Below are 26,885 nucleotides of genomic sequence, written 5' to 3' on the forward strand. Positions count from 1 at the left end.
GAGATTAATTCAGTCGCGCTTATACCAGCTCGTTGAACAGTGACTCGCCTATATCATGTTGGCAAAGCCAAACACTGTTCTCCTGTCCTTTAAAACTTACTTCACCTCTGCCAAATTTGGTCAGCGAGAAGCCGGTACCCAGACCCACCGCATACAAGCCGTCAATCGGATTACCAAGAGTGTCAAGCAGCTTGCACTGATCGTTCACATAGCGGCCGGTATAACTCCCCTGCAGCCGAATGGAAGTGCCCATCGGGTTTTCGATATGCACTTCTCTAAAATCATATCCCCCGGCAAAAATGACCAGAGCCACCCTGGACCAATCGATGGAATCATGACGTAAGCCCTCGGCAATTGAGGCGTTATAAATCATTTCAATGGCATCATTGCCAGCCTCATCACCAAGATTGGCAACTTCGCGGTAAAGCTGCTTAGCATCGCCACGCAAACCGGCGATGTAATAGACATTGCCACTGACAGGGCAAATATCGTCATCTCCAAAATCGGTAAAGCCATCTGAGCGGGCTTCCTCCGCAGATTCGTAGAACACCTTCACCGGGTTCCGGTGGACCATTTTGATTTCGAAGTCGTCAGGCTCAAACTCACTGTCTTCGAGGTTGAGCAATACCCACGCACTGGAAAATCCACTGTGGGAGGCACCGATGATGACCACCTGGGGGTCATCGAAATTACCCAACCACATTTCTGCAGTCTGAAGTCCCTCCTCAGTGAGGATATCCCTGGAAGACATGATCAGCGGTTGAGCTTCCGAATCCGCTTCAGCAGCCAACTCGTGCACCAATAGTCCAGTCCGCTTACAGCTGATGGGCCTGCCACCAGTGGCCATCACAACTTTTTTTGCAGTCAAACACTCGGTTTTGCCATCATCCCGGTTGAAGTAAACCTCGTATTGACCGTTTCTCATCTGTCGAATCTTATGGACCGAACACCCCAAATACAGATCCGATGCAGCATACTGGTCAAAAGCCCGGGCCAAATCCTGTCCGGAAATTTTGAGAAACTCCCCAACCTCTGACAGCGGGATAACCTCTTCATGATTGTCGAGAAACTGCTGATACATGGGTGAATTAGCCGCTTCGACGAAGGTTTTCGCCGCAAGATCATGATTAAGAAAATCGATAAAATCCCGGCTAATCGTATTGGATGTGATTTGATATTCGTTGAGCTTTCCAACACACAGATCCTGACCAGCCTCCACCAGCGCAACCCCTTGAGATAAGAGCTCGCCCAACCTGCCACTCCAGCCACCATAGACAAGCGCACCGGTACCCGCTGGTCCGCCACCGATAATAATGGTGTGGTAACCTTTATTGGATTGGTTCATAGAGCCCCCTCTTCTCGTACACCTACCGACGACTCGATGATGCCCTCGGTCCGAATGCCTTTATTATCACTGCCATTTCTTGCGGTTTTCGCCCAATTCGCCAGCTCTATCTGTTCAGTCAGGGCTTTAATACTTGCATTGGAAAATATTGTCGACAGAGCCACTTCGACGCCTAGATCAGAGCGAATGGCGCTGACCAGTTTGGTCGCGATTAATGAATCGCCGCCCAGTTCGAAAAAATCATCGTGAATACCGATACGCTGAATGCCTAGCAGCGCGCTCCAGATATCACTCATCTGCTTTTGCATTTCTCCTTCCGGCTCGGCAAAGGCGGAGGTCATATCCGGCCGCTCCATCAATACCAGCTTATCCCTGTCATTGCTCTGTACGGTGTCCGTCAGGACAATCAAGCGGTTGAGATCTTCCGGTGACACCATTACAGGGTTGAGATCAGGCTGGGAAAGAACACGCTCAAAGGCTTTCACCCCGTCCTCTGCACCGATACTCTCATAATCAACCTCCAAATTTTCCTTCGGCAACGGTGTACGATGCACTTTTGCCAATCGAAACCCACTTACGCTGACCAAGGGCTCGCCTTGTTCGTTGTAGATATTGATATCGATACAGAGCATTTCGGAAGTTGAAGCCGGGTTGAGCCGGTTGATGGAATACATCCGACCAGCTATCCGCTGGTAAAAACAAATTTCATTGTATCCAGAAGGCAGATACTGAGCGCTTTTGTCACTACTCAAAGTATCGAGCCAATGAATGTTGACCAACCCGGTTGCAAGGTCCAATAGCGCCGGATGCCATTGAAAACTATCGTAATCAGCTTTCAGTGACTCGTTCAGTGCAAAGCTGCATAAGGCTCCCTCATTCGAAACAGCCACCTGCTGGGTGCTCTGCCACCTATTTCCAAGCTGAACAATCGCATCCTGCGCCGGCAATGCTGATGTTGGGTTGTCGGTAAACTCAAGCATGCGTGTGTTGAATAAGCTACGATTAGCTTCCAAATCAACCGTATCAGGTATTTTTTTGGCTGCCGAAAGCTGACCTAGCAAAGAGGGGTTGGCCTCGGCACTGTCAGCCCTATCGCACAGCGACAACTGCCAACCGGCGTGGTACGGGCTGAACTTGAGCAATAATTCGCGGGGATTATTGTCGACAAATACAGGCTCAAGGAAATGAATATTGTTAAGCCGAACCGGCCCGCCCTGTAACCGCGACGCCGCAGAGGCAATAATATCCAGCAAGGCGGTACCGGGTACGGCCGGACGACCGCCAATGCGGTGTTCGTCGACCACCCAGTGATCCGCGCTTATCACTACAGCAAATTCGACGTTGCCCTCGTCTGAGTGGCGCCACCCCGGCACCAGCGGGTGGTCGAAGTGATCGAACTCTTGCAACCAAAGGGAGTCCCTGCCCATAGATTGCAAGAAGTTTCCGGCGGTCATCCCAATATTAAGCCATGGTCCCCAGCAGATGGCGGTCACTGGCACGCCCTGCTGGCGGGCCCTGACTGCCAGCATGTTCATCACGTTGTTGGCTGCACAGTAGTCGACCTGACCGACACCACTGGTAATTGAGTAGGTGGAGGAGTTTAGTATGAAAAAGTCGGCGTCGTTGTTCTTGAAATACGGCGAGAACACTGACAACAGGTTTTCGGTACCGATCACTTTGGGGCGGAGCACAGTATCGGCGACCGCTCTGGTTTTCAGTACCATGATACCGTCTCCGGCCGTGCCCGCCGAATGCATCACGCCATTGAGCTGCCCGAAGCGTGCAAGGGTTCTGTCAAGCATCTGCTGAACCTGTTCGGAGTCATTGACGTCGGCAGCCAACACCATAACTTCAGCCCCAGCCGCCTGCAGGGCCAGCAGGCTCTTCATCTTACCGGTTAGCGCTTCCGGCTGATCTGGGTCGTTGGCAAGCGCACGCCATTGATCTTCCGGTGGCATATTCTGCCTCCCGGTCAATACCAGACGGGCTTTGCACCGTCTCGCCAGGTACTTAGCAAACACTAGGCCCACGCCACCGAGGCCACCGGTAATAAGGTAGACGCCCCGGTCAGTGAGCACTGGTGGCTCGTTAGCCTCTATCGGAGTTCTCTTGATACTGTCAGACCAGCAGTAGCCATTGCGGATAGCCACAGTGGCGGCGCTGTTTGCAAGGGCATTCTCAGTCAGTAGTAATTGAGCGGCCAGCTGCTTGACATCAGCAGCTCTGAACTTTCCGTCCAAATCGATATGACGGCAGCTCAAATGGGACATTTCCAATGGAATGGTCTTATACGGTCCCAGTAACGCAGCTCTTGCTGGCTGAAGCGTTTCATCACCAAGCACCTCATGGACACCACAGGAAACCACATCAATCGCCAGACTATGACCCCAAGACGACAGTGCCTGCCCCAAAAAAAGCAAACTGTAAAATGCGCTGTTAAGCTGTTCTTCAGACGATTCGTCCCGTTGTCCTTCGCGCTGGAAATTCCACAGGTGAATACACCGGTTAATCGATTTACCAGTAGCCTGCAATCGCTCGAACAGAAGCCGATAGTGTTCCGGGTTATCGGCGTTGATTTGCAGTGCGCGCAGGTCATCGAGCATCAACTGACCGCGGCCGACCCGGAGGATGTGCATGTCGGCTTCAGCAAGAGCCTCGATAATCTCATTGTGGTTTTCACTATCGTCGGCAAAAACCAACCAGTGCTCACCACCATGATCTTCACGCTGCTGCACAATGCTGCGCCCGGAAACAGCAAAGCGCTGCCATTGGCGACTATAGAACCAGTCTGTCAGGGCCAAACGACCTTCTTCAAAGGGACTGCCGGAGATCAATTCGGATTTGGCCAGTGGATGCATCCAGAATCGGGTTCGTTCAAAGGAATAACTGGGCAGGCTTAGCTTTTTACGCTGCTGCCCAAGATAGAATTTATCCCAATCAATATTGCCTTTTTCCAACCACAGCTTGCCGACAGCAGTAAACAGTTCCCGTTCTGCGTTGTAGTCTGACATTACTTTGCCCTGACAGGGAATTACGCGGCTGCTATCGATATTTTGCTTTCTGGTCAACTGGGTGAGAGTCTGACCCGGGCCCACTTCCATCAGCACTATGTTTTTTTGCGCCTTGAGCTTGGCCACACCATCTGCGAACATCACACAACCGCGCAGATGATCAACCCAATATTGTTTGTCTGTTGCCTGCGCATCGGTGATCCAATCACCACTCAAGTTACTGATGAAAGGTATCCTGGGTGCCTTGAACTCCACGGTGCTCAGAGCAGCGGCGAAGTCGTCCAGGATTGGCGTCATCATCCGGGAGTGGAAGGCGTGGGAAGTATGCAACTTCTGATGGGGGATATCCGCCTCAAGAAGCTTGGCCGCCATCGCGGAAATCGCCTCAGCAGGGCCGGAAACCACCGATAATTGCGGCGCGTTAACCGCTGCGATATCGACTTCTTCAACCATGTAGCTTTGCAGTTCGTCTGCCACCAATGATACCGACAGCATATCCCCCGGCTCGGCACGGAACATCAGTGAAGCCCGACGAGCAATCACTTTGACCCCATCTTCAAGGGACATGACACCGGCGATGCAGGCACAGACATACTCACCAATACTGTGGCCTATCATGGCCGCAGGCTGAATACCCCAATGCATTAGCTGGCTGGCCAACGCATATTCCACTGCAAACAGTGCTGGTTGGGTATACCGGGTTTCATTGAGCAGATTGCCAGCACCATCTGACGGAAGAATCAAGTTGAGTAAATCCAATCCCAGATGGGGCAGAAACAAGGCTGTAACACGGTCAAGCGTATCGGTAAAAACACCCCCACGTCGGTAGAGCGCGCTGGCCATGCCCTGATGCTGAGACCCCTGGCCTGGAAACATAAAAACGGTTTTTGATGCATCACCGACAGAGGTTCCGACCATCTGCGCTCCGCCTTGTCCGGACAACTGAGCAATCGCGTCGTCGGCGCCACGGCAGACCACCACCCGGCGGCGGTTCAACTGACTGCGTCCCTGTGCCAGGGTGTACGCGACATCGGACATATTGATGCCGGTGTTGGCATTGAGGTGAGCGGCGAGGTTTTCGCTGTTGCGTGCCAGCGCGCCTTCGGACTTGGCCGACAGCAACAACAGTTGGTATTCACCAGCAGGATCGGAATGACGGTGGTCAACATGCTCTTGCAATACCACATGCCCATTGTGGCCACCGACCCCAAAGGAACTCACCGCTGCCCGGCGAGGGGAGTCCCCCGACGGCCATTCGGTGAGTTTGTCAACCACATAAAACGGGCTGTCGTCAAAGTTGATTTGCGGGTTGGGGTGTTCAAAATGCAGGGTAGCCGGAATCTGCTGATGTTTGAGTGCCATCACGGCCTTGATCACCCCAGCCACGCCGGCTGCGGCTTCCATATGGCCCACATTGGGTTTAAGTGCTCCTAATGCGCAAAAGCCTTTGCGATTGCTTGATTGGCCGAAGGCCTGAGTGAGCGCGCTGACTTCGATAGGGTCCCCCATTGGGGTGCCAGTGCCGTGGGCCTCAACATAACTAATCGTGTCTGACTGGATGTCGGCAAAGGTGTGCGCATCGATGATCGCCGCGCACTGGCCGGAGATGCTCGGTGCAGTAAAGCCCATTTTATCAGCGCCATCATTATTGATAGCGGATCCGAGGATAACTGAGTGAATGAGATCACCATCGGCAACAGCATCTTCATAGCGTTTAAGGGTAATTACGCCGATACCACTGGAAAACACGGTGCCATTGGCTTTGGCATCGAAGCTGTAAATTTTTCCATCCGGCGAAGTCATCCCGCCTTCTTCATACAGGTAGCCGAGCCCATTGGGGAAACCAATTTTCGCACCACCCGCGATGGCGGCATCACATTCGAAGTCGAGTAGTGACTTGCAGGCCTGGTGGATGGCAAACATCGAGGTGGCACAGGCAGCATCGATGCTGACACAAGGACCTGTGAGGTTGAGCTTGTGGGCAACCCGGCTGCATGCATAGGATTTGTCGTTGCCGAGACCGATAAACATGTTCTGGGAGAAGTTACCGTTCTGCTGATCCAGCAGGTTCGGTTGCACCAAAGGCAGATGATGGATCATGTAGGTAGCGATGCTAACCCCGCCAAACACGCCGAAACGCCCATTGAAACGATCAAGGTCGATGTTGGCGGACTCGATGGCCTGCCAGGCACATTCCAGGAACAGGCGATGCTGGGGATCCATCATGGTCGCCTCGGCCGGGCTGATACCAAAAAAGCCCGCATCAAATGCATCAACATCGCTCGGCTCGGCACAAGCTCGCACGTAATTGGATTGTTGTACCATCCGCTCGGTCGCCCCGCGCTTGAGCAGGATTTCGGCACTGAAGTTTTCGATGGACTCAACAGAATCACGCAGGTTTTCCCAGAACTGCTCAACGCTGTCGGCGCCAGGAAAGCGGGCAGACATGCCGACAATAGCAATTGCGTTTTCTATGTCTGTGTTGTCAGTCATTATTGTTCTATTCCTTCCTGTGTTTCAGCATGCCCGGCAATACCTGGCCGGGTGCTGCCATGACCTGCAGCCATAGTTCTAGCCGCCTCGCCTGCGCTTACGCTTTTCTCGGCGTTGCTGGGCGTCAAGCTTGATCGCGTCAACATCCATATCTTCGGGTTGGTCCCTGTGAAGAAAGGTGGCCAACGCGCCGATAGACGTATGCTTGAACAGGTCTGCAATAGTCAGTTTGCGGTCGAGTGTACGATTGAGGTCACTGAGAACTTCACTGAGCAGTAATGAATTCCCCCCCAACTCAAAGAAGTTGTCATTAGTGCCGACGCTGGAGAGCCCGAGATACTTCCGCCAGATCTCGCTTATCTGATGTTCGGTATCAGTCAGCGGTGCCTTGAATGCGGTTTCAATTTCCGGCCTTTCACTGACTTCAAGCGATACAGCACTGTCCAATGGTGTCATCGCCTGTTCAATCACTCTGTCCAGTTTACGGGTAGCCAGCACCACCTGAGGCTGATTGGCCAACAGCACGTGCTTGAGCACATCCACACCTTCTTGGGGAGTGATACCCAATGAGCTGTCCCAACCGGCCAGCCGGGCTGCCATCCCCACTTGTTGCCAACCATCCCAGTTGATCGCGAAAGCCCTGACCCCCTGCTGACGGGCATAGGCCGCCAGTGAGTCGAGCGCTGCGTTCGCAGCACAATAGTCCACCTGGCCAACACCACCGGTCACCGCGAACAGTGAAGAGTTGAGCACCAAAAAATCGAGATGCTCAGTCGCCAATTGGTTATAGAGATGCCAAGCGCCGCACACTTTGGGAGTCAGTACCATATCCGCTAGGTCAGCGGTTTTCATTAGGGCAATCCCCGAGCCTGCCACCCCGGCAGCGTGGATGGCGCCGCTGGGATGACCGACTTCTTCACGCATTTTTGCAACGGCCATTTCAATGCTATCGGCACAGGAAAGGTCGATAGCCACCGAGTGCACATCACCGCCTACCCGTTCAAGCTCAGTTGCAAAACGGACGGCTTCATGCCATTTACTGTTGTGGTCCTCAAGGTGACTGTGCCACTGGTTTTTCGGCGGCAATGCCTCTCGGGTGGTCAGCACCAACGTCGCCTGGTATTCCCGGGCCAAATACTGGGCGAAAGTACGGCCAAGACCGCCAAAGCCACCGACAATTAGATAAACACCTCCCTTTTTGAGTGTCAGCGCTTGGGGATCAACAATGGGTGGAGAGAAGTGCTCGTAGCAACGTACCCAGCGATAGCCGTTGCGTAGCGCCACTAGATCCGGTAAGGAAAAAGGAGAAGGAATAACTCCTTCGGAAGTAAAGCCGGCCTTGAGTCCTAGCTCCAGCTCATCGACGATTTGTCCAGCTGCGGCTGTAGCATCTGCATCAACCGCGACATCTAGCTGACAACAATCAAGGCTGGAAACTTCTTGCGATAACACCTTGGTCAAACCATAAAGGGTTGCCAACAACGGCTGGGTGATGAGATCGCCACAAACATCATGAACACCGGAGGTAACGGCACAGATGTGACAATTGAAGTTGCTGTATTCGGCCATTGCCTGGGCCAAATACAATAGCCGATAGAAGCCTTTTTCCAGCGGTACCTCATCACCTTCATTGGCCATATAGATTACCTGCACAGGCAGGCGGGCCTTATCAGCAATCTGTTTGAAGTACTCACGCCAGTGCTCCAGCGTCCGTGGTCCGCCGGGCTCTTCAAGCCGGTTAACATGCGCTCCCGCCTTGCGCAAAACCTGATGCAAGGTATCTGCGAGGCGGCTGTTGTCGTCAACCAGCAATATCGGGCAATCACGCAATGGTCCCTCGTTGTCACGGAGTTGCAGATGCCCGGGCAACGCACTGCGTTGCCACTGGGGCAGATAGAACCAATCGCTCAATGGCTGACGCTGATCGTTGTTGGCGGACTTGCCATTGTCTACGCTGTTGGGCTCGACAGGCTCAACCCAGTAGCGCTTGCGCTGATAGGGATATTCCGGCAATGGCAGCTTGCGGTAGATGCCTGGCTCACCCTCTCCATTCAGCGCCGGGCCGAAGTGTTCATCACAGAAAAAACCCTGCCAGTCTATTTGGACATCCGCCATCCACAGCCGGCCGGTCGCTTCCATAAAGGCTGCATCTGCGGCCTGATGGCCATCGTCGCCCAAGGTGCTGACAACCTTGTCAGGAGATACCTTATCCTGCCGCAATGCCAGTTGCGACAGTTGCCGGCCCGGGCCGACTTCCAGCAACAGCGTGTTGGATTCGGCCAGTATGGTGCTTAGCCCTCCGTTGAAGTTGACCGTTTCACGCAAATGTCGGCACCAGTAAGCTACAGAAGTGGCCTGCTCGTCGGTGATCCAATCAGCGCTCAAATTACTAATAAAGCGACGCTGAGGCCCGTAAAAGTCAACTTCGCAGAGCAGCTGCTCAAACTCGGCCAGACAGGCTTCCATCATGCTCGAATGGAACGCATGAGACGTCTGAAGATAGTGGGTTTTAATATCCAGCTCGTAACAGGTGGCCGCCAGACGCTTGATCGCGTCGCTTGAGCCAGATACCACACAGCTATCCAGGGCATTAATAGCGGCCAGATCGCAGCATTCATCCGGGATCATCTGACCAGCCAACTGCTCGATGATCTTTCCAGTACGTTCGACGTCTGCTGCAACCGCAAGCATATCGCCGGTTTTACATTTCTGGATCACCCGGCCACGGCCAACCACTAATTTCAGAGCAGTCGGCAGATCGAACACATTAGCCAAACAGGCGGCCACATATTCACCGAGGCTGTGGCCGATCATCATATCCGGCTCGATGCCCAGATCTATCCACTGCCGGGCCAGTGCGTACTCAATAGCAAACAACACGGGCTGTGTGATGGCGGTATCATTCAGTTGTTTTTGACGCACCTCAGTATCACCATCGCCGTAAACTAGCGCGATAATGTCCACCTGAAGCATCGGCTCAAGCAGTTGTGCACATTCGTCCAGCACATCACGGAATACCGTAGAACGTTGATACAGTGCAGCCGCCATGCCGACCTGTTGTGCACCTTGTCCGGGGAACATGAATACCAGCTGTGGTTTTTCCCTCGAAGCACTGCCGAGCGCCAGCGAGCGCGGCGCGCCAGATAACTGGTTACGGGCATCTTCGACGGACTCCGCTACTACAAAGTGACGATGGCTATACGTCCGGCTGCCTTGCTCCAGCGACCAAGACCAGTCCGCCAAGTTGATAGCCGGGTTACTGCCAAGCCACTCGGCAGCATTGTCCCGCAAGAGGTCGAGCGCCTCACGCCCGACGGCGGAAAACATCAGTAATTGCGGCCGCTGGATGGTCGACGCCTGGGTAGGTTCAGGTTCAACTTCCTCAAGAATGATGTGGGCATTGGCACCACCGATACCAAACGAACTCACGCCGGCCCTGCGGGGCTCATCGCCACGCAACCACTCCCGGTCCTCGGTATTTACGTAGAACGGACTGTTGACGAAATCGATTTGGTGATTGTGACGCTCAAACTGGATATTGGGGGGCAGACGACGATGCTCAAGGGCGAGCGCGGCCTTGATTAGTCCGGCAATACCTGCCGCAGTTTCACAGTGGCCGATGTTGGGCTTTACCGAACCGAGTGCACAGCTTCGCGCCGGTGCATCACCCCAGGCTTCGCAGAGGGCGCTGAATTCAATCAAATCACCAAGGGAGGTGGCCGTGCCGTGGGCTTCAACATAGCCAATGGATTCAGCCGTTATATCCGCAAATATCCGGGCTTTACGAATCACATCTGTTTGTCCGGCAGCTGCAGGCGCGGTATAACCGACCTTGTCGGAACCGTCGTTATTAACCGCAGAGCCTTTGATCATTGCGATAATACGGTCACCATCATTAACCGCATCTTCTACCCGTTTCAGGGCAATAACACCGACGCCGGAACAGAACACCGTACCGTTGGCCCGAGCATCAAAGGTATAGCAATGGCCGTCGGCGGAATGGAAGGAGCCCTCGTTATACAGGTAACCGCTGTGCTGAGGCAGATTCAGTTGTACGCCACCGGCAAGGGCAATATCACACTCGAAGTTGAGCAGTGATTTACAGGCCAGATGGGTAGAAACCAAAGAGGAAGAGCAAGCTGTATCCAGCGCCATCACCGGGCCGCACAAATTGAGCTTGTGGGCAACCCGGGTGGTGGAATAACTGAGGTAGTTGCCAATCTCAACGGTGCCTTCGCCAGGGTAGGCCATTATGTCGGGCTGGTTAATAAGATTATGGAGCAGGTATTGGCTCATCCCGGCACCAGCGAACAGGCCGACATCACCGGCAAACTTGCCCGGCTCTACAGCGATCTGGCGCAGCAGCCGATGGCAATGCTCCAACAACAGCCGGTGCTGTGGATCGGTGGCATTGGCTTCGCGGGCACTCATGTCAAATAGGCCGGCATCGAACCACTCCATCCCCGACAGGGAAGTATCACAATTGACATAGCGAGGATCGTTGTAGCGCTCGGCCGGAACCTTACGGCGTGACAACTCAGTCAGGGAAAGCCGGTCAATACAGGGACGCTTATGGGTGATGTTATGCCAGTACTCTGTCAAATTCGCCGCGCCAGAAAATTGCCCGGTCATGCCAATAATGGCAATGGACTGAAACTCCAGTTCAGGGTCAATCATTTGTCTAATTTCCCCTTCTGACTTCTCGCGCTCTGCGGTCGGGCCGAACTATAAGTGGCTCCTATGCCCTCCCTCATGGCTTGAGCTTTACGTGCTGCTTGACGCTGTCGCGCTGCATTTTGTTGCAGTTTTTCGCTGCGTCGGTGTTGTCTGTTGCCTGAGGCTATCTCATCACGAGGACTCCGCTGGCGCTGCAAGTGGCCAGCCAATGCATCGATAGTGGAATAGCGAAACAGATCTGCCACCTCTACCGTCAATCCCAGGGTCTGCTTGATTTGACTGCGCATATTCACCAGCTGCGCCGAGGTGCCACCTAGTGCAAAGAAATGGTCTTGAATACCACAACGTTCGAGGCCCAGTGCCTCCTGCCACAGAAAGGCCAGCGCCTTCTGGATATCGTTGACGGGCGCGCTGTAGGTTTTCTGCTTGTGCTCGGAAAAATCCGGTGCAGGCAAGCGTTTGCGATCCACCTTGCCATTGGCCGTCAGTGGCAACTTATCCAATTCGACAAAGACCGAGGGCAGCATGTAGTGCGGAAGCTCGTCTTCCAGCTGGCGCCGCAGGGTATCGAAATCATGGACTTCGACCGTCTCGGTTGGTTGCAGCCACTGAAAAGCCTGATGAGGGCCAATGGAACCACCAAGCATGCTGTGCAAAATGGTGATGCCGTCGCCCAACCCCAGATGTTCGACGACTGGTTGTTGGTGAAACCCACCTATGGCACACAGCCCCAGCAACAGCTTGACCCCGTAGGCTGAATATCGTTGACCAGCCCGTCCGGCATCTTGCAGTGCCCGAGGTTGGTTGACCTGGCCGACCATGTACAGCGCAAAGGCGCTTTTATTGTAAGTCTCGCCGTTGTCACCATAATAGAGTCCGTCACCAATATCTTCCGTCAAAAGCACCGGCCACAGTTGATGAAGCTGCCGGTCATAGCGGTAGTAGCCTGCGGCCAGATTGGCTACTCCATCCGGCTTGATACCAACATAAATCACGCTGTCCGGGAGATCTGGTGATGGCGTAGTCGCCAACAAACGTGACAATGCATCCAAAGTCACCCCATAACCGTCAAAGCTGCGATAGCTTTGACGCTCAAAGATCCCCAGCTTAAATTCGCCATAGAGGGAAACCGCCGGTAGGGCCACCGCACCCTGTTCAGCACTACTGGTGCGTTCAATCTGAATCGGCTGAATGTCAGCAACCTTGATATCAACACTGGCCAGCAGCCAGTCATAAGCAGTGCAGCCAACACAACCCAACAAGGCGTCATCCACGGTTCCGACCACTTCGGTGTGAAGCCCCTGCGCTGTTGCGGTCATGCCCAGTAACTCAAGCATATAGCCAGCTTCCATTTGACAGAGAAATTCGCTGTACTTATCGTAAGCTGGCTCGACAGCATGACGTCGCCCCACCAGATGCAAGCGCACAGTCGCCGGCGTAAGAGCTTCGTTGTCCGCCACTTTGAGAAGGCGATGAGCTTTGGGGTCGTGATAATACAGCCCCGCTGCAACGCCCTCGACAGAATTAGAACCAACCTGGAGGTAAGCCTGCACCGGATTGAGGCCACCAGATGAGGGATAGAAAAATTTTGGCAATGGCGCATCGGCTTGACTTATCTCCCCGAGGCAACACAACCAGGCGGATAACTGACGAGTACTTACTTGTCCATCGATAGTATTGACGTTGACGTGCCAACGTTGCGCCAACCCGTCCTCCGGCAAGCCTTCCATCAAAGGTATCGCGTTCTCTTCGGTCAGGCCGTGACGCAACCCGGCCCGCTTGAGCTTGAAAAGGGTCTTTTCCTGGGCCTTGGTGGACACTTCATCACACACTCCCCCTGGCCTGCCCCAGACCACATAGGCGATGAGAATTTTGTCCGTTCGTTCCTGTCCTTCTTCTCCGGAGCGATTGCAAGCGATGACCAATGACTCGCGAACTTGTTTACAGCGGGTCAATGCCGCTTCAATTTCGCCCAGCTCTATGCGATAGCCAAGAATTTTGACCTGAGTATCCGCCCTACCCTGAAATTCAATATTGCCATCAGGAAAGTAGCGACCGAGATCACCGGTACGATAGAGCATTTCACCGGTGTGGGGGTCACGGATAAAGTGACTGGCCGTTTTTTCACTGTCGCCCCAATAGCCCTTGGCGACACCGATACCGCCGATATATAACTCACCGCTGACCCAGTCCGGACAGGGGCTCAGATCGGTCTTGAAGACATGGTAGGTCTGGTTGGCCAACGGCTTACCGTATGGAATGCTGTTCCAGTGCGGTTCCACCCTTCCGATGGTAAAAGCGATGGACCAGATGGACGCCTCGGTGGCCCCACCCATGCTTTCTATCGCTGCATCCGGAAGTTGCCCTCTGATTCTTTCCGGCAAATTAAGCGGAATCCAGTCGCCGCTCATCATTACCTGACGCAGAGTTTTATCACCGCCGTCGCCAATAAATTCGAGGTGGTCGATATACATTTGCATCAGCGCCGGCACTGTGTTCCACAGAGTAATTTGATTGTCCTGCACCAGCTGATGCCAATGAGCGGGATCTTTTTCCAGTTTGACGTCGGGGATAACAACCCTTCCACCAATGCCCAGCAGCCCAAAAATATCATAAACCGACAGGTCAAAGCTGAGCGAGGACAGCGCCAGAACACTATCTTTGTCAGTTACTTTGAACTTCTGTTGGATACTATTGATGGTATTGCCTGCACCACGATGGTCTATGGCTACCCCTTTGGGCACACCTGTAGAGCCTGAGGTGAAAATCACATATGCCAAATCAGTGACCTGTGCTCGAGGCTCAGGATTTTCAAAACCGCGCAGTTGCAAGTCAGCACTATCCACCAGGCTAATGATAAAGTTGCGCTCCAACTTGCTGTCCAGTCGGATATCACTTTGGGTGACTATCTGGCGCGCTTCACTCTGCTTGAGCAGCAGCTCGATACGGGAGGAGGGAAAGTCCGCATTGATGGGCAAATATGCTCCGCCGGCTTTGAGGATTCCCATCACGGCGACAACCTGCTCCCAACCACGGTGCATCAGTACCGCGACCAGTTCATTCACTTTGACCCCGTTGCGTTGCAATTGGGCAGCGAGCTTGTTGGCAGCTTGATTGAGTTGTCCGTACTGGATTTGGCGATCCCGGGTAATCACAGCACCAGCCAGGGGCTGCAAATGCGCCTGGTGTTCAAAGGCCTGATGCAACAGTACTTCAGGTACCGGAATGGTAATGCTGTTGACCTCATCACGGATTCGCTGCTGAGCCTCTGGCATACACCTGAGCCTGCCCTGGCGCCAATGACTGGCGTCTTCGGCTAGCCATTCCAGATTTTCCCAGTAGCAGGTCAGCATGTCATCAAGCATGCGCACCGGGAAAATTTCATCCAGTCCGTCTATGGTCAGTACCAATTCCCCTGCCGCTTCAAACACCCCCATGTCCATCCATACCTGCGGCGTCTGGGAAATGCCCTGCCGACGGTCGGTTAATTTATCAGCCAACTCCGAATGATTACCGCTGCGCTCCATTCCCAGTTCACTGTTGAACACTATCGGCATCAACACTTGGGTTTCACTGCCGCTGTGGCGATTCATATCCCGTAGTACTTCAATCCCGGAATAAAAACGGTTATCAAGATCCGCCCACAACCGCTGCTGAATCGCGCCGGCACGAGAGATGAAATTGTCGTTCGGACGATGCTTAACTTCCAGCAGGTTGACCGAAGTGAAATTACCTAGGATGCGGTCGATCTGATCATGTAGGGAATAGCGGTTAAAAAGAGTCAGATTGAGGATGAAGTGGTTTGACTGGCTCCAGCTTCCAATGACATGAGAAAAGATAGTTAACAGCATGACAGAAGGGGTAACGCCGTTATGCCCTGCTATCTCCTGCAGTACCTGCCAGCGCTCACGGGGAACCACTCTTATGCGGCGCTTGAAAAACGGATCCTTTACTTTGTCCGGCGACTTGACCAGAGGAAGGCTCGGCGCCGGTGGCAAACTAGCGACCCGGTCCTGCCAATAAATTCTGGACCGAGCAGATTCCGGTGACTCACCCGTTGCCTCTTCAGCAGCAAGATAATCCCGAAAAGTGACACGAAGAGGCTCAAGGACCACATCCGGATTTTCAATCAACTGTGCGAGCTCGTTAAAGAACACATGCATACTGGTGGCATCGAGCACCGCTATATTGACCAGTGTATGCAGTCGCCACTTTTCTTCTGCCAATTGGCTCAAACGCAAGTCGACTACACAATTGAAATCAAATGGGGATTCCTTGAAAGTCATTTCCCGCGCAATGGCCTCGAGCTTGCGTTGTAGCTCTGTATCGTTGAGCTCGTGCAACGAATAAAATGGCACTGCAACCGGCATACCAGGCGGTATCACCTGCTGGCGACCTTCGTCACCGAAGCGCACTCTGAGCATGTCATGACGTTCGAACAGGCGATTAATCGCAACCGTTAGCCGGTCGTGATCCATACTGTCCAAATCCACTTCGAGATAGTTGTAGCAGCCCGCCCCACCCATTGACATGCCACTGAAACAACCTATCCAGTAGGCTTCCTGAATGGGGGACAAATCAAAAGGTTCAAAGTGGTCTTGTGGGGCTGGCGTAATGGAGATTAACCCTTTACTCACAGGTGTCGCCGGGGCTTCCCGTTCGGCCATCTTCCGGGCTAGTTTACGAATAGTGGGCTGGGCGATAATATCGAGAAAATTGACCCGCTGTCCGGTCAAATCCATAGTCAACTTGATCAGACCGATTGCCATCAACGAGTGACCACCGAGCATAAAGAAATTATCTTCAACTCCGAAATCGGTTTTACCCAGTTGCTGCTGCCAAACCTCCAGCAATTGGCTTTCCAAAGGATTCACAGGCGGTTTTGTCTGTTGCCAACGAACGTCAAAATGGGGGGCAGGCAGGGCTTTGCGGTCAATTTTTCCCGATGCACTTAACGGTAATTCATCCAGCACTTCAATCGCTGCGGGAACCATATAATAAGGCAGGTATTCATTCAGATATTGACGTAATTCACCCATGTTCGGAGGGTTATCGCCAAGTACCAAATAGGCCACCAACTGCTGCCCATGCTGCTCTACATTTACGGCCGCCACCACCGCAAAGTTGACTTTTTCATGGCGGATAAGAACCGACTCCACATCGCCAAGTTCCACCCGGTAACCATGGATTTTTACCTGTTTATCACTGCGGGCCATATATACAATGGCGCCGTCGGCATCGAACTTGACCAGATCACGGGTATTATAGATTCGGGCACCGGGTCGACCACTGAAGGGGTCAGGAATAAAATTTTCAGCCGTCTGGATTGGATTGCGCCAGTAGTGACTGGCCACTCCGGCCCCACCAATATACAACTGACCGATATCGTTGGGACCAACCGGTTGTAGCTGATCATCCAGCACATAAAGCTGATAGTTCAGTATTGGCCTACCGACTGGCACGGCACCACCGGGTTGTAAAGTTACCGTCTTTTCAAGGTCCATCTCAAAATAACTTGCGTAAACGGTGGCTTCGGTCGGTCCGTAGCAATTCCAGATTCTTAGCGCATGGGGAACCAGCTCCCGCACCAGCTCAGTGCCGAGCGCCTCCCCACAACAGATCATTTTAACCTTGAGGGATGCAGGCCAGCGTTGTGCCATCATCAGCTTCCAGGCAGATGGGGTCTGCTGGATCATGGTGACATTATGCTGTAGTGCCACCCTATGGATTTTTTCAGGCTCAAATACCCACTCTTTGTGACCGATAACAAGTTCACCACCGAATACCAGAGGGAAGAAAGTTTCAGTCACCGATATATCAAACGCTAGCGTCGCCAGCGCCAGCCAGCACTCATTGTCTTCTATCCCTTCGATCGCCCGCATGGCGTACAACATCGATATCACATTGGCATGGGTAACGGCAACCCCTTTGGGTGAGCCCGTCGAGCCCGAAGTAAAAATCATGTAGGCAAGATGAGAAGGTGCAACTGAAACTTCAAGGTTTTCATCGCTATGGCGCTTCAACAGCTGCCGTCGCTCAACGTTATAAATGTTATCCGACAAATGTACGGCCAGATCCAGATATTTCGACTGACTGACAACCAGTGCCATTTCCGCCTGCTCGGCAATGGCTTTGATTCTTTCTTCGGGTAGGGAAGGTTCTAGTGGCAGGTAGGCGGCACCAGTTTTCATGACTGCCAACAGGGCCAGATAATTATCCAGGTTCCGATCAAGATAAACGCCAACCCTGTCGCCTGGCCCGACGCCGCGACTGACCATTTCATGGGCCATCAGATTGGCTTGGCGATTGAACTGCTCGAAAGTGAGGCATTGCTCGCCGGACCTAATTGCGGTGCGCGCGCCGTATTGCGCTACTGCTCTCTCAACTGCCTGATGTAACGTCAGCGTGTTATCAAAATTCAGACAGTGTTGCGCCGAATTTGCAGCGGGGTCAATGAAGTCTTGCTGGTTCATAACCTATCCGTATGCACACATCCGTCAATCCATGGATTAAAGCCGCTACAGAGTCCATGACGGATGGTTTTGCTATCGCTCAAGCCGAGACTGACCATTCTGGTAACAATCCATCGGCCATCACCTGGCGTAGCGAACTTGCCAATGTGCTCAGCACTGCTGTCTTTCCCTCATTGAAAAGAAAAAAATGATCACCCGGAAAAAACTTCTGCACAATCGGCCGCTCACTGTGTAACTGCCAGCCGTCACTCTCTACTTCCCTAACCGTATGATCATCTCTCCCGCCCATAAATATAAACGGCAAATTGAATGGTTTTGAGGGCCTGTATTGGTATTTTTCAGACAAGGAAAAGTCGGCTCTGAAAATGGGCAGGTAAAGATTCATCAGCTCACGATTAGCCAGTATATTTGCGGGCGTCCCATTGTATTGATCAAGCGCTATCAAGAAGGCATCGTCATCAAGACTATGGAGCTGGTTTTCAACCTCGAACTGGGGTGCTCGCATCCCTGCCACCATAAATAGTTTTGGCAAGGACACGTCTCTGCGACGCAACGCCTGCATCAGTTCAAAACCTAAAAATGCTCCTAGACTGTGACAGAAAAATACGTAAGGCTTGTCGATATAACTAATGAACTCATTTGCCATTCGCTCAATGATTACCGACATATCATGCATCAGCGGTTCACTGAACCGCTGCCCCCTGCCAGGCAGCTCCATCACAGCCAACTCTACGCCAGGCGGCATTGATGCCGCCCAGTCAGAAAACGCACTAAGACCACCGCCACCGTAAGGAAAACAGAACAATCGAAGCTTGGCGTCAGGCTTTCGCTCAAAAAAGGTAAACCAACCAGGTTGCCTACTACTGCCTGTATTATTCATGATTTATCGATACTGATATTTTTTCAGCAGCTTTCGCATCAAACATGGCCTGTGCGTTGCGTAAACTTGCCGGGCGCATGTCTGTCCACTTCGCCGCGATAAAGTCCAAACATTGCTGCCTGCTGCCCGAGCAGCCGGCATCCTGCCATCCTGGCGCATTTTCACGCCTATCCGGCCAAATCGAGTACTGCTGCTCGTGATTTATCACCACTTTAAAAGTGATATTCTCAGCCTCTGCGAACATAGCGACCCCTCGTATAGTTTTTATGTAACAAATATGTAATTGATACGCAGCTGATATGCTACAAGGTAAAAATATGCATTATAGGAACGCGAAATTGCTTTCCCCTTAAAAGAATGTGCCAATAAGCTAACCTCCCAAAAGGCTAGCCCTGGAGCCATTCCCTGCTATAACTAGCGCTGCAAATCCAGCTAAAATTACTGTTACCGCCGCTTCCCCTGGTGCTTTTTATTTATTTATCCTATCGGGATGAAATCCTGGCGTACCCTCGCAACTCACCCAGGCCAAGAAATTAATTTCTTGAGAATGTATTTTAGAATTGCGGAAAACACGTAAAAAAAATCTTATATTGACCCTTTCAGCGATCCACGAAAAAGATTCGTAAAATTCCGAAACCGGCACTTTTGGTGGAGCACTGTCTCATGAGTAATCGAAAAGGCAATGAACTCACGATTATGCCCTAAGCACGAAACTTTCTGCACCAAACTAAATCAGTACCCCCCCACAAGGCCATTATTCCGCGCTCGCATCACCATCTTGTGAAAGATAATCAAACCCGCAGTCAAGTAAATGACACCATTGGCCATAGCCATTATCGCCAAATCAACATTGAAGACCATGTCATAAACCATCAGCTCCCGCATCATCACCACACTAGGCACCATGGGCAGCAGCATCACAAGCAGATTGCCCTGCTCATACCAAGTTTCAAATGGCGCGAACATCAAAAACATCAAAACAAACTGGATTGATGGCAAGATCGCGCTGATTCGCTTCCACTGCAAAGCAAAACCACCTGCCATCAACGAACAGCCGATGGAGGCGAACAATATAGTCAATACAGGAAACGCGATAAAACCTGTCCAGGCGATGTTACTGTTGGTCAGCCAGATAATAGCGTTGATGAGAATTATGATCATCGCCATGTCAATGATAGCTTCGACAAAGCCCCTGATCATATAGACAAAACTGGTGTTGTAGCGGGACAAAAAGATACTTTCCAGTACCCCAGTCGCCGCTTCTGCCTCAATGGATTGCGGCGTTCTGGCGAAGGTGCGGTTGACCATAACCCAGGCCGTATAGCCGACCACCAAGGTATCGAGCGTATCGCCAAATGAATTCCTCCCCGACATAAAAGATGCACCGAGAAACAAACCATAGAACATGAATATGTTGATGAACAGGTGGGAAATGAAATTGGCCGGATAGCGGAACAAAGTCAGAAACGCCCGAGAAAATTCGACATAGAGGAGACTAAACATCTACGGTATCTCCTGTCAGGCGCAAGAAAATTTGAGTCAAATCCAGTTCAACTCGCTCAATCTGTTTGATTTCATCGGGTTGCATCAATGCCAATGCCTCATACAGTACCGATGAACCACCGACCACCTTGATGGACTTCTCGTTGACCTCGGCACCGCACTTTTGCCTCAGCAATGCCGCCTTTTCCTTACTCATTACTTCCATAAGGTCAATCTGGTAGGCATTCTGAGCGAACTCCTCTATCAGCGCATCTTTGTCGCTTTCTTTGATGATCTCACCCTTTTCGATGATAGCGATGCGGTCAGATAGACGCTGGGCGACATCCAATTGATGGGTTGTCAAAACAATGGCGATGCCTTCGTCTTTGAGTTGCTCCATCAACGAGATAACCTCCACGGTCGCCTGCACGTCCAACCCCAAGGTAGGTTCATCAAGTAACAGAAGTTTGGGCTTGTGGGCCATGGCGATGGCAATGGAAAGTTTCTGCTGCATCCCGCGAGAGAGATTGCGCACCTGGACACTGCGCTTTTCCTCAAGATTAAACTTGACCAGTAGCTCCTCGGCCGTCGTCCGCGCCTCACTCAATGATGTACCCTTATGGACATTGAAATACACCAGATTCTCGAATGAGGTCATCCGCCAGTAGAGATTGCGATTGCCTTCAAGTACCGACCCGAGTTCTTTCAGCACAGCTGAGCCAGCTTTAATATTTCGACCGTTGATGGAGATAGTGCCGCTGTCCGGCAGGATCAATCCGGTGATCATTTTGAGGGTGGTGGTTTTACCTGCACCATTGGGTCCTAAAAAAGCAAAAATTTCCCCGGAATTGACACTGAAGGAAACCCCTTTCACTACCTCGTGGTCACCTTTGTAACTTTTACGAATTCTGCTAACTTCAACAACTGTCACAATCTTCCCTTCCCCCACGCTTCCAAACATTGTTGGGCGCATTTTGGTTATTATTGATTTCCCTTTCCAAAAAAACCTGAAAGCACGCAGTATTTGTACCCCACTTAACTTCAAAGCTAACGTACTGAATCTGGGTAGTCAAGTAAAATTGGTCATTTACCGGTGTTAATGGCCAAGTCTAACCGGGCGCCCTCGCTAAGCACACCTCTCAAATTCGATAGGGGTCACATCCCCCAGTGTTGTATGAATTCGGCGTGAGTTGTAATAAATGATAATGGCTCTCACGCTTGTTATCGCATCCTCCCTTGTCGGATAGAGGTTTCCCGTTAACCATTCCCGCTTCAGGCTACTAAAAAAACGCTCAGCCGGTGCATTGCCTCAACAATTTCCCTTACGGCTCATTGAACACACACCCCATTCCACTTTAAACATACATTGCAGCTCTGGCAGATGTTTGTCAGTGATCGGAGAAGAGATAATAGCGACCTCGATCGTCTTTGCGATCTTGTCGTGAGCGTTGTAGTAAGCAACCGACCAGGCAGGGTCGAACCACGGTGCGTGAAGAGAAGGATAAAAATTTACCCATTACTGACTGAACCCAGATCGTCAAGCAGAGACAGAATTAGAAAATATGGCCATCCTGCTAGAGCTTAACTTAGTGCCATTCGGGTTGGAGGTCTATTGTACCGAGCTCCGCGGATTCGCTGAAGGCCGCGCCGGAGAAAACTACAAGGGCGTTTGCCCAGTGGACCTTGAAGGGCTTTCCCTGCGCGGCTACAACACCGGCCGCGCTATTTTTACGGCGCACAGTGCAGTGCAGTCATTGGAAAACACCATTCACGACCTGGAACTGGAGCGGGAATATCTCTTGGACGACCTGACAGAAAAAGGCGCGCGACTAATCGGTAATGAAGCTTCCAGGGACGAGCGTATCAGTTTGCCGGCAGATATTGCACGCCTCAAAACACGTCATACAAAATTGGGTATCGACATTGACAACCTGAGGTTCGAATTGACTCAGCACCAGGCGGAATATCAGGCGGCGCTCTCCAGGTCACCGTACCATCCATAGTTTGGGGCACAACCTCCACTTTGCCTTATAGACACTGCCTCTGCTTCAGGTGCCCATTCCATGCTCCCTTATGAGTACGTTTCAGATCCCATGTAAACCAAGCGGCTTGGAAGGGGGTTGGCCCACCATGCCAAGACTGCTTTTTCTGTATATCACACACCATCAATAGGCGCTGAACAAAAAAGTGGTTCCCTGAAATCGCTTGGCCAGGAAAAGCTTTCAAAACCGGTACGCCTCGCAATGCTTTTTCTCGAGAATGAGAAACAGTGACCTTTTAACAGCAGCTTATTAATTCACTCACGTACTACAACAGCCGGCCCGCCGGATTCAGGGGAGCCTGATGATCATCCATAAATTGTGCCATCCGGCCTAACTTTTAGCTTGGTGAATGAATGGTGTTTACTGATCCAGAATTTTTCCGCGCGTCAGCTTCAGCTTGGAACGCCTGCTTTTACGCTCTAAACGCCTCTCCCTTGCTCCGCGACTTGGCTTGGTGGCAATTCGCCGTTTTGGAACTGACAAGACTGTTTCAATCAGGCATTGCAAGCGCTCAATGGCATCTGTGCGATTCTTTTCCTGGGTGCGAAATCGCTGGGCCTTGATTATCACTATACCTTCGGCGGAGATACGTCGATCCCGCAGTTGTAACAAACGCTGCTTGACCTCCCCAGGTAACGAGGAGGTACGGATATCAAATCGCAGGTGAATAGCGGTGGAAACCTTATTGACATTTTGGCCGCCGGCCCCCTGGGCACGCACCGCACTTATCTGAACTTCCTCTACAGGGACCTTGATTTTTCGGGGGAGATTGTGCATAAAAATTCACGAACCTTTGCAACTTCAACGGCCAACATCTACACGGGTAGAAAACCCGCCTATTTTCATTAAACCGCCAAGTCTCCCATACCATACGCGGCATTGGTCGGTGCCTATGCACACCTTGGTGGCCACAACCTGTCAATCGCGCCATGAAACAGGAATCATCCGGGCTTTGGTATTTTTACCTAAAAATGATAACCCAATACTATTACGGCCTTTTTATCCTGTATCTCTCGTAGGCTGGTCTCTATACAAAGTGACCGGATAGCCACTTTTTTGCCCGTGACCTATTTTATTGTCCAGGTCACATCCGCTAGTATTGCCAAGCTTCTCAGAGGCACAGGAAGAATAAAAGCGCACGCCCTGTTGTTTGCCCTGGGCGACTCCCGATGTTTTCGCGGGTATGCAGTTACCGGCGAATAGGAGAAAACCATACCCAACGCCAAGCGCAGCCTCGCGGCGGCGATAGCACTTACAACCATAACCAGCGCTTTCGCATTCGCAGAGGAATCCGCATTCACTCAGGTTATTGCTTTTGGCGACAGCCTGACCGACGTAGGGAACTACGATGTCTTTACCAGCGGTGGTGACAACCGTGAAGCAGCCATCAGTATTTTGTCGCAAAACCTGGGGCTGGGCGCTGTAAACCCATCCTGTGCCGGTTTGTCCCTGTGTCTCCCCGCTATCGACCTGACGGACCCAAACCTGAGCCAGGAGACACTTGTGCCCGCCGCACGAGCCCAGGTAATAGCTGCCGTGCCAAATGTCGGAACCGGTTGGGCCGTGGGTGGCCATTAGGCTGCAGATGTCCTGATGAACATTGTCGGCACCAAAAAATACTTTGAATATCTCGCAACCAAAGGACTGGCCTACGACCCGAACAAACACAACTTTGCCTGCGCCCTGCTACCAGACCCCACCCAGGAGACCGAAACCGGCCTCTACCCGGATCTGGAACAGCTGGGTTACGTGCTCAAGGCAATAGATGACCCTGCAACGTCAGCCCAACTGCGCGCCACAACAGCCCAATTTGCGGCTGCCGGTGATACCGATTCGGCGAATTTCTACTACGAACTGGCAGACAAAATAGATGCGGCCCCGGCCACCCTCATTGCCGGCTCCGGCACCACCGGTAATCCACACCCCCTGGGCCTGGGCTACCTGGAGAGCACACTCGGCAGTGTGGACTCCAGGGCGCTTACTGGGTGAACGGGGGCGGCAACGACCTGCTCAACGGCTTCGCCAGCGTTGCAGCAGGGACGACCACCCCAGAAGCATTCAGCGCAGATATCGACCTGGCCTCGACCATGCTGTCCGACGCCGGCGCCAACTATATCCTGGTATCCAATGTGCCGGACATCAGCAAGACCCCGGCCAGTTACGCCCTCGCCTCTCAAAAAGCTGCCTCTGAGCTGGGCGCCGCGGTTGCTGCCGGCCTGATAACCCAGGAAGAAGCCGACGCGCAATTGCCAGCGGCGATTGATACGATCCTGGCTCAGGCCAATGCCGCCGCTGAAACCTTTAACACCAACCTGCTCGCCACTGCCAGGGACATCGATGGAGTACTGATGGTAGATCAAGCGGACCTGCTCAAAGTCATCCTGGATAACGCCGGTCTGCAGGGTCTGTCCGGGGAAGTCGAGCAGAATCGGTTTTGTTACGACAGCAGCGGCGGTGCTTGTATCGAACACCCGGTTTACGGAATCCGTCAGGAGACCGCAGACGCCCACCAGTTGATCTTCAATGACGGCGTACACCCAACCCAGGTTGGCCAACAGGTACTCGCCGACTACTACACCGCCATTGTCAATGCGGCACAAGTTGCCGGCCAGCTGCCGGACATCGGTGCCCAGTCAGCGCACATGCACCTCAACAGCCTGGAAGAAAATTTGGCCGGGGTACGCTACAGCCAAGCCCAGACCGGTGTCTTCGTGGGCAGTGTATTTGGCAACATCGATTACGACAATGGTTTTACCGCTGATATCAGTGGTGACAGCAACACCAGTCTAATCGGTTTGACTTACGCTCTGCGCGACAATGCCGCACTGGGCTTTGCCCTGAGCCGATCCAATATCGATCTGGACAACACCCGCTCTGATATCGAGTCAACCTCAACACATTACAGCCTGTTTGGCCGTCTTCACCACGATATCTTCTTCGTAGAAGGAAGCGCCACTCTGACCGACGTTGATTATGATCAGGTCAATCGCGCCCTGGCCCTCGGTGACAGCTTCAAATCCGAACTGAAAGGCGAGACCTCCGGTGAGAATCTGGCCCTGAGCCTGACTGCCGGTGCAAACCTGTTGAGCAATTCCAGTTTCCAGTTCGGCTCCTTCGTCGGCGTAACCAGGTCAACCGTAGAAGTGGACGGCTATACCGAGGATGCCATCGAAGGCTTCACTTATACCAACCTCGGCGGTGCTGAGCTGGACCCCCTGGGAATTCGTTACGGTGATCAGGAGCGCCGCTACACCACCCTGCGCTTTGGTGCTTTTGCCAATAAAAGCTGGAGCACCATCAACGCTTACGCCCAGGTGTGGTACCAGGACACCACCGGTACCGAGGAGGACACCCTTGAGATAGGCGTTAAATCCCTGGAAGGCAATATGAGTGCGATGCCAAGCTACTCCAGTGCGGGGCCTGTTTGAAGAGGATATGGGGTTGGTTGCCGGTATCCACTGGCAGGCAGCGAAATCCCTTGCTCTGGGCGCCAACGTGACCTCCCGCCCGACCACCCAATCTGCTTCTCTCAACGTCACATACCACTTCTGACGCCGTCGCTGGCGTTTCCGCATGTGCCTCCTCTCCTGGGGGCACATTTCCCGTCGATCTCCCGCACTGGCAATTCCAACAGTGCCTGCACCGAGCGCTCGCCAAACGCTGAGCCCACAGGCAATATAAGTGCCCAGCCATCGGAACTGTACACACCGAACATGTTTCAACTCAAAACGCCCAATCTGGTGCTGCATGAACTTTGTGATGATGACGCAGACCTGATTCTCAACCTGCTCAACGACGCGGATTTTTTGCAAAATATCGGTGACCGCGGTGTACGCAATCTGGAACAGGCGCGCATCTATATCCGTAATGGCCCTGTCACCATGTACCGCCAGCACAATGTCGGCCTCTATAAAGTGGCGCTGAAGGAAGGTACCGCTATCGGTACCTGCGGGCTGATCAAGCGCGAAGGCCTGAGGGTTGTGGATCTTGGCTTCGCTTTTCTGCCTCAGTATCGCGGTATGGGGTATGCCCTGGAAGCCGCGCAAGGGGTCATGCAGTACGCACAGAAACAACTCGGGCTGGAGCGCATTGCCGCCATCACTCTGCCCGGCAATACACCCTCGCTGAAGCTTTTGAAAAAAATCGGTTTCAGAGTTGAGGGAAGGATCACTTTGCCCGGCGAGCACAAGGAGCTGTTACTCATGCTCTGGAAGACCAGTTCGCACTGTCACTCTTCGAGCAAAGAGAAATAAGCGCTATTCAACCCGGACTTTTACACACCTATTCCCCCTCCTGTGCGCCTCCTATTAATCATTGGGGAGCCAGACCGGATAGGGCGCTCAGGCTTTTAAAACCGACAAGCTGCCTCTTTTGAACGGCTACCCAATTTTTAACGCCATTTTCTTTTTTTCCTGGCTCCATGAGAACCAGTTTACAGAACCCTGCTTATGCATTGTTTAGAGTATTTTTACGATTAATAAC

The 26,885-nt window shown here is 52.5% G+C and carries 13 protein-coding genes and 1 pseudogene; 4 read left to right on the forward strand and 10 right to left on the reverse strand.

Annotation, left to right across the window (positions count from 1 at the left end; genetic code table 11):
* Nucleotides 1–19 precede the first annotated feature (19 nt).
* The 9 genes and pseudogenes from ACL7TT_RS08765 to ACL7TT_RS08805 all read right to left on the reverse strand — a co-directional run.
* A complete protein-coding gene (locus ACL7TT_RS08765; RefSeq protein WP_413394764.1) occupies nt 20–1,345 on the reverse strand; it encodes an FAD-dependent oxidoreductase in 1,326 nt (441 codons plus the stop codon).
* Entirely contained in the window at nt 1,342–6,849 is a 5,508-nt protein-coding gene (locus tag ACL7TT_RS08770) for an SDR family NAD(P)-dependent oxidoreductase (protein WP_413394765.1), read from the reverse strand. Before ACL7TT_RS08770 ends, ACL7TT_RS08765 begins: the two co-directional genes overlap by 4 nt.
* Nucleotides 6,850–6,927: 78 nt before the next feature.
* Nucleotides 6,928–11,526 (reverse strand): type I polyketide synthase, encoded by a 4,599-nt coding sequence (locus tag ACL7TT_RS08775; RefSeq protein ID WP_413394767.1) that lies wholly within the window; start codon nt 11,524–11,526, stop codon nt 6,928–6,930.
* Complete coding sequence (locus ACL7TT_RS08780) at nt 11,523–17,999, reverse strand: amino acid adenylation domain-containing protein (RefSeq protein WP_413394769.1); 6,477 nt, start codon at nt 17,997–17,999, stop codon at nt 11,523–11,525. Before ACL7TT_RS08780 ends, ACL7TT_RS08775 begins: the two co-directional genes overlap by 4 nt.
* Nucleotides 18,000–18,078: 79 nt before the next feature.
* Complete coding sequence (locus tag ACL7TT_RS08785; protein ID WP_413394771.1) at nt 18,079–18,879, reverse strand: thioesterase II family protein; 801 nt, start codon at nt 18,877–18,879, stop codon at nt 18,079–18,081.
* Nucleotides 18,872–19,123 carry an MbtH family protein gene (locus ACL7TT_RS08790; RefSeq protein WP_413394772.1) on the reverse strand — a complete coding sequence of 84 codons (252 nt, stop codon included), beginning with the start codon at nt 19,121–19,123 and terminating at the stop codon, nt 18,872–18,874. Before ACL7TT_RS08790 ends, ACL7TT_RS08785 begins: the two co-directional genes overlap by 8 nt.
* Nucleotides 19,124–19,611: 488 nt before the next feature.
* The gene (locus ACL7TT_RS08795) at nt 19,612–20,382 is read right to left on the reverse strand and encodes a hypothetical protein (protein ID WP_413394775.1); all 771 of its coding nucleotides are present in this window, start codon (nt 20,380–20,382) and stop codon (nt 19,612–19,614) included.
* On the reverse strand, nt 20,375–21,292 hold the full coding sequence (locus ACL7TT_RS08800) for an ABC transporter ATP-binding protein (RefSeq protein WP_413394777.1): 918 nt from the start codon (nt 21,290–21,292) through the stop codon (nt 20,375–20,377). The genes ACL7TT_RS08795 and ACL7TT_RS08800 overlap by 8 nt, the downstream gene beginning before the upstream one ends.
* A gap of 195 nt (nt 21,293–21,487) precedes the next feature.
* A pseudogene (locus ACL7TT_RS08805) lies at nt 21,488–21,655 on the reverse strand (IS3 family transposase); the annotation flags it as partial.
* Between the two features lie 268 nt (nt 21,656–21,923).
* Here ACL7TT_RS08805 and ACL7TT_RS08810 point away from each other — a divergent pair.
* Nucleotides 21,924–22,364 carry a DUF2799 domain-containing protein gene (locus tag ACL7TT_RS08810; RefSeq protein ID WP_413394779.1) on the forward strand — a complete coding sequence of 147 codons (441 nt, stop codon included), beginning with the start codon at nt 21,924–21,926 and terminating at the stop codon, nt 22,362–22,364.
* A 399-nt stretch (nt 22,365–22,763) separates the two neighbouring features.
* On the opposite strand, the gene arfB is transcribed toward ACL7TT_RS08810, so the two are convergent.
* Nucleotides 22,764–23,180 (reverse strand): alternative ribosome rescue aminoacyl-tRNA hydrolase ArfB, encoded by a 417-nt coding sequence (arfB, locus tag ACL7TT_RS08815; RefSeq protein WP_413394781.1) that lies wholly within the window; start codon nt 23,178–23,180, stop codon nt 22,764–22,766.
* 816 nt (nt 23,181–23,996) lie between these two features.
* Here arfB and ACL7TT_RS08820 point away from each other — a divergent pair.
* The 3 genes from ACL7TT_RS08820 to ACL7TT_RS08830 all read left to right on the forward strand — a co-directional run bounded on the left by ACL7TT_RS08820 (nt 23,997) and on the right by ACL7TT_RS08830 (nt 26,656).
* Nucleotides 23,997–24,392 (forward strand): hypothetical protein, encoded by a 396-nt coding sequence (locus ACL7TT_RS08820; RefSeq protein ID WP_413394783.1) that lies wholly within the window; start codon nt 23,997–23,999, stop codon nt 24,390–24,392.
* On the forward strand, nt 24,389–25,831 hold the full coding sequence (locus tag ACL7TT_RS08825; RefSeq protein ID WP_413394785.1) for an autotransporter domain-containing protein: 1,443 nt from the start codon (nt 24,389–24,391) through the stop codon (nt 25,829–25,831). The genes ACL7TT_RS08820 and ACL7TT_RS08825 overlap by 4 nt, the downstream gene beginning before the upstream one ends.
* A gap of 285 nt (nt 25,832–26,116) precedes the next feature.
* Nucleotides 26,117–26,656, forward strand: a complete 540-nt coding sequence (locus ACL7TT_RS08830; RefSeq protein ID WP_413394787.1) for a GNAT family N-acetyltransferase — start codon at nt 26,117–26,119, stop codon at nt 26,654–26,656.
* Nucleotides 26,657–26,885: the final 229 nt, after the last annotated feature.

Origin of the sequence: Microbulbifer jejuensis (assembly GCF_047289955.1) — a bacterium.
Taxonomy (GTDB): domain Bacteria; phylum Pseudomonadota; class Gammaproteobacteria; order Pseudomonadales; family Cellvibrionaceae; genus Microbulbifer.

Excerpts from the sequence above, each read along its gene's own strand:
- ACL7TT_RS08765 (WP_413394764.1), bottom strand. The coding sequence starts at position 1,345 with ATGAACCAATCCAATAAAGGTTACCACACCATTATTATCGGTGGCGGA.
- ACL7TT_RS08770 (WP_413394765.1), bottom strand. The coding sequence starts at position 6,849 with ATGACTGACAACACAGACATAGAAAACGCAATTGCTATTGTCGGCATG.
- ACL7TT_RS08775 (WP_413394767.1), bottom strand. The coding sequence starts at position 11,526 with ATGATTGACCCTGAACTGGAGTTTCAGTCCATTGCCATTATTGGCATG.
- ACL7TT_RS08780 (WP_413394769.1), bottom strand. The coding sequence starts at position 17,999 with ATGAACCAGCAAGACTTCATTGACCCCGCTGCAAATTCGGCGCAACAC.
- ACL7TT_RS08785 (WP_413394771.1), bottom strand. The coding sequence starts at position 18,879 with ATGAATAATACAGGCAGTAGTAGGCAACCTGGTTGGTTTACCTTTTTT.
- ACL7TT_RS08790 (WP_413394772.1), bottom strand. The coding sequence starts at position 19,123 with ATGTTCGCAGAGGCTGAGAATATCACTTTTAAAGTGGTGATAAATCAC.
- ACL7TT_RS08795 (WP_413394775.1), bottom strand. The coding sequence starts at position 20,382 with ATGTTTAGTCTCCTCTATGTCGAATTTTCTCGGGCGTTTCTGACTTTG.
- ACL7TT_RS08810 (WP_413394779.1), top strand. The coding sequence starts at position 21,924 with ATGGCCATCCTGCTAGAGCTTAACTTAGTGCCATTCGGGTTGGAGGTC.
- arfB (WP_413394781.1), bottom strand. The coding sequence starts at position 23,180 with ATGCACAATCTCCCCCGAAAAATCAAGGTCCCTGTAGAGGAAGTTCAG.
- ACL7TT_RS08820 (WP_413394783.1), top strand. The coding sequence starts at position 23,997 with ATGAACATTGTCGGCACCAAAAAATACTTTGAATATCTCGCAACCAAA.
- ACL7TT_RS08830 (WP_413394787.1), top strand. The coding sequence starts at position 26,117 with ATGTTTCAACTCAAAACGCCCAATCTGGTGCTGCATGAACTTTGTGAT.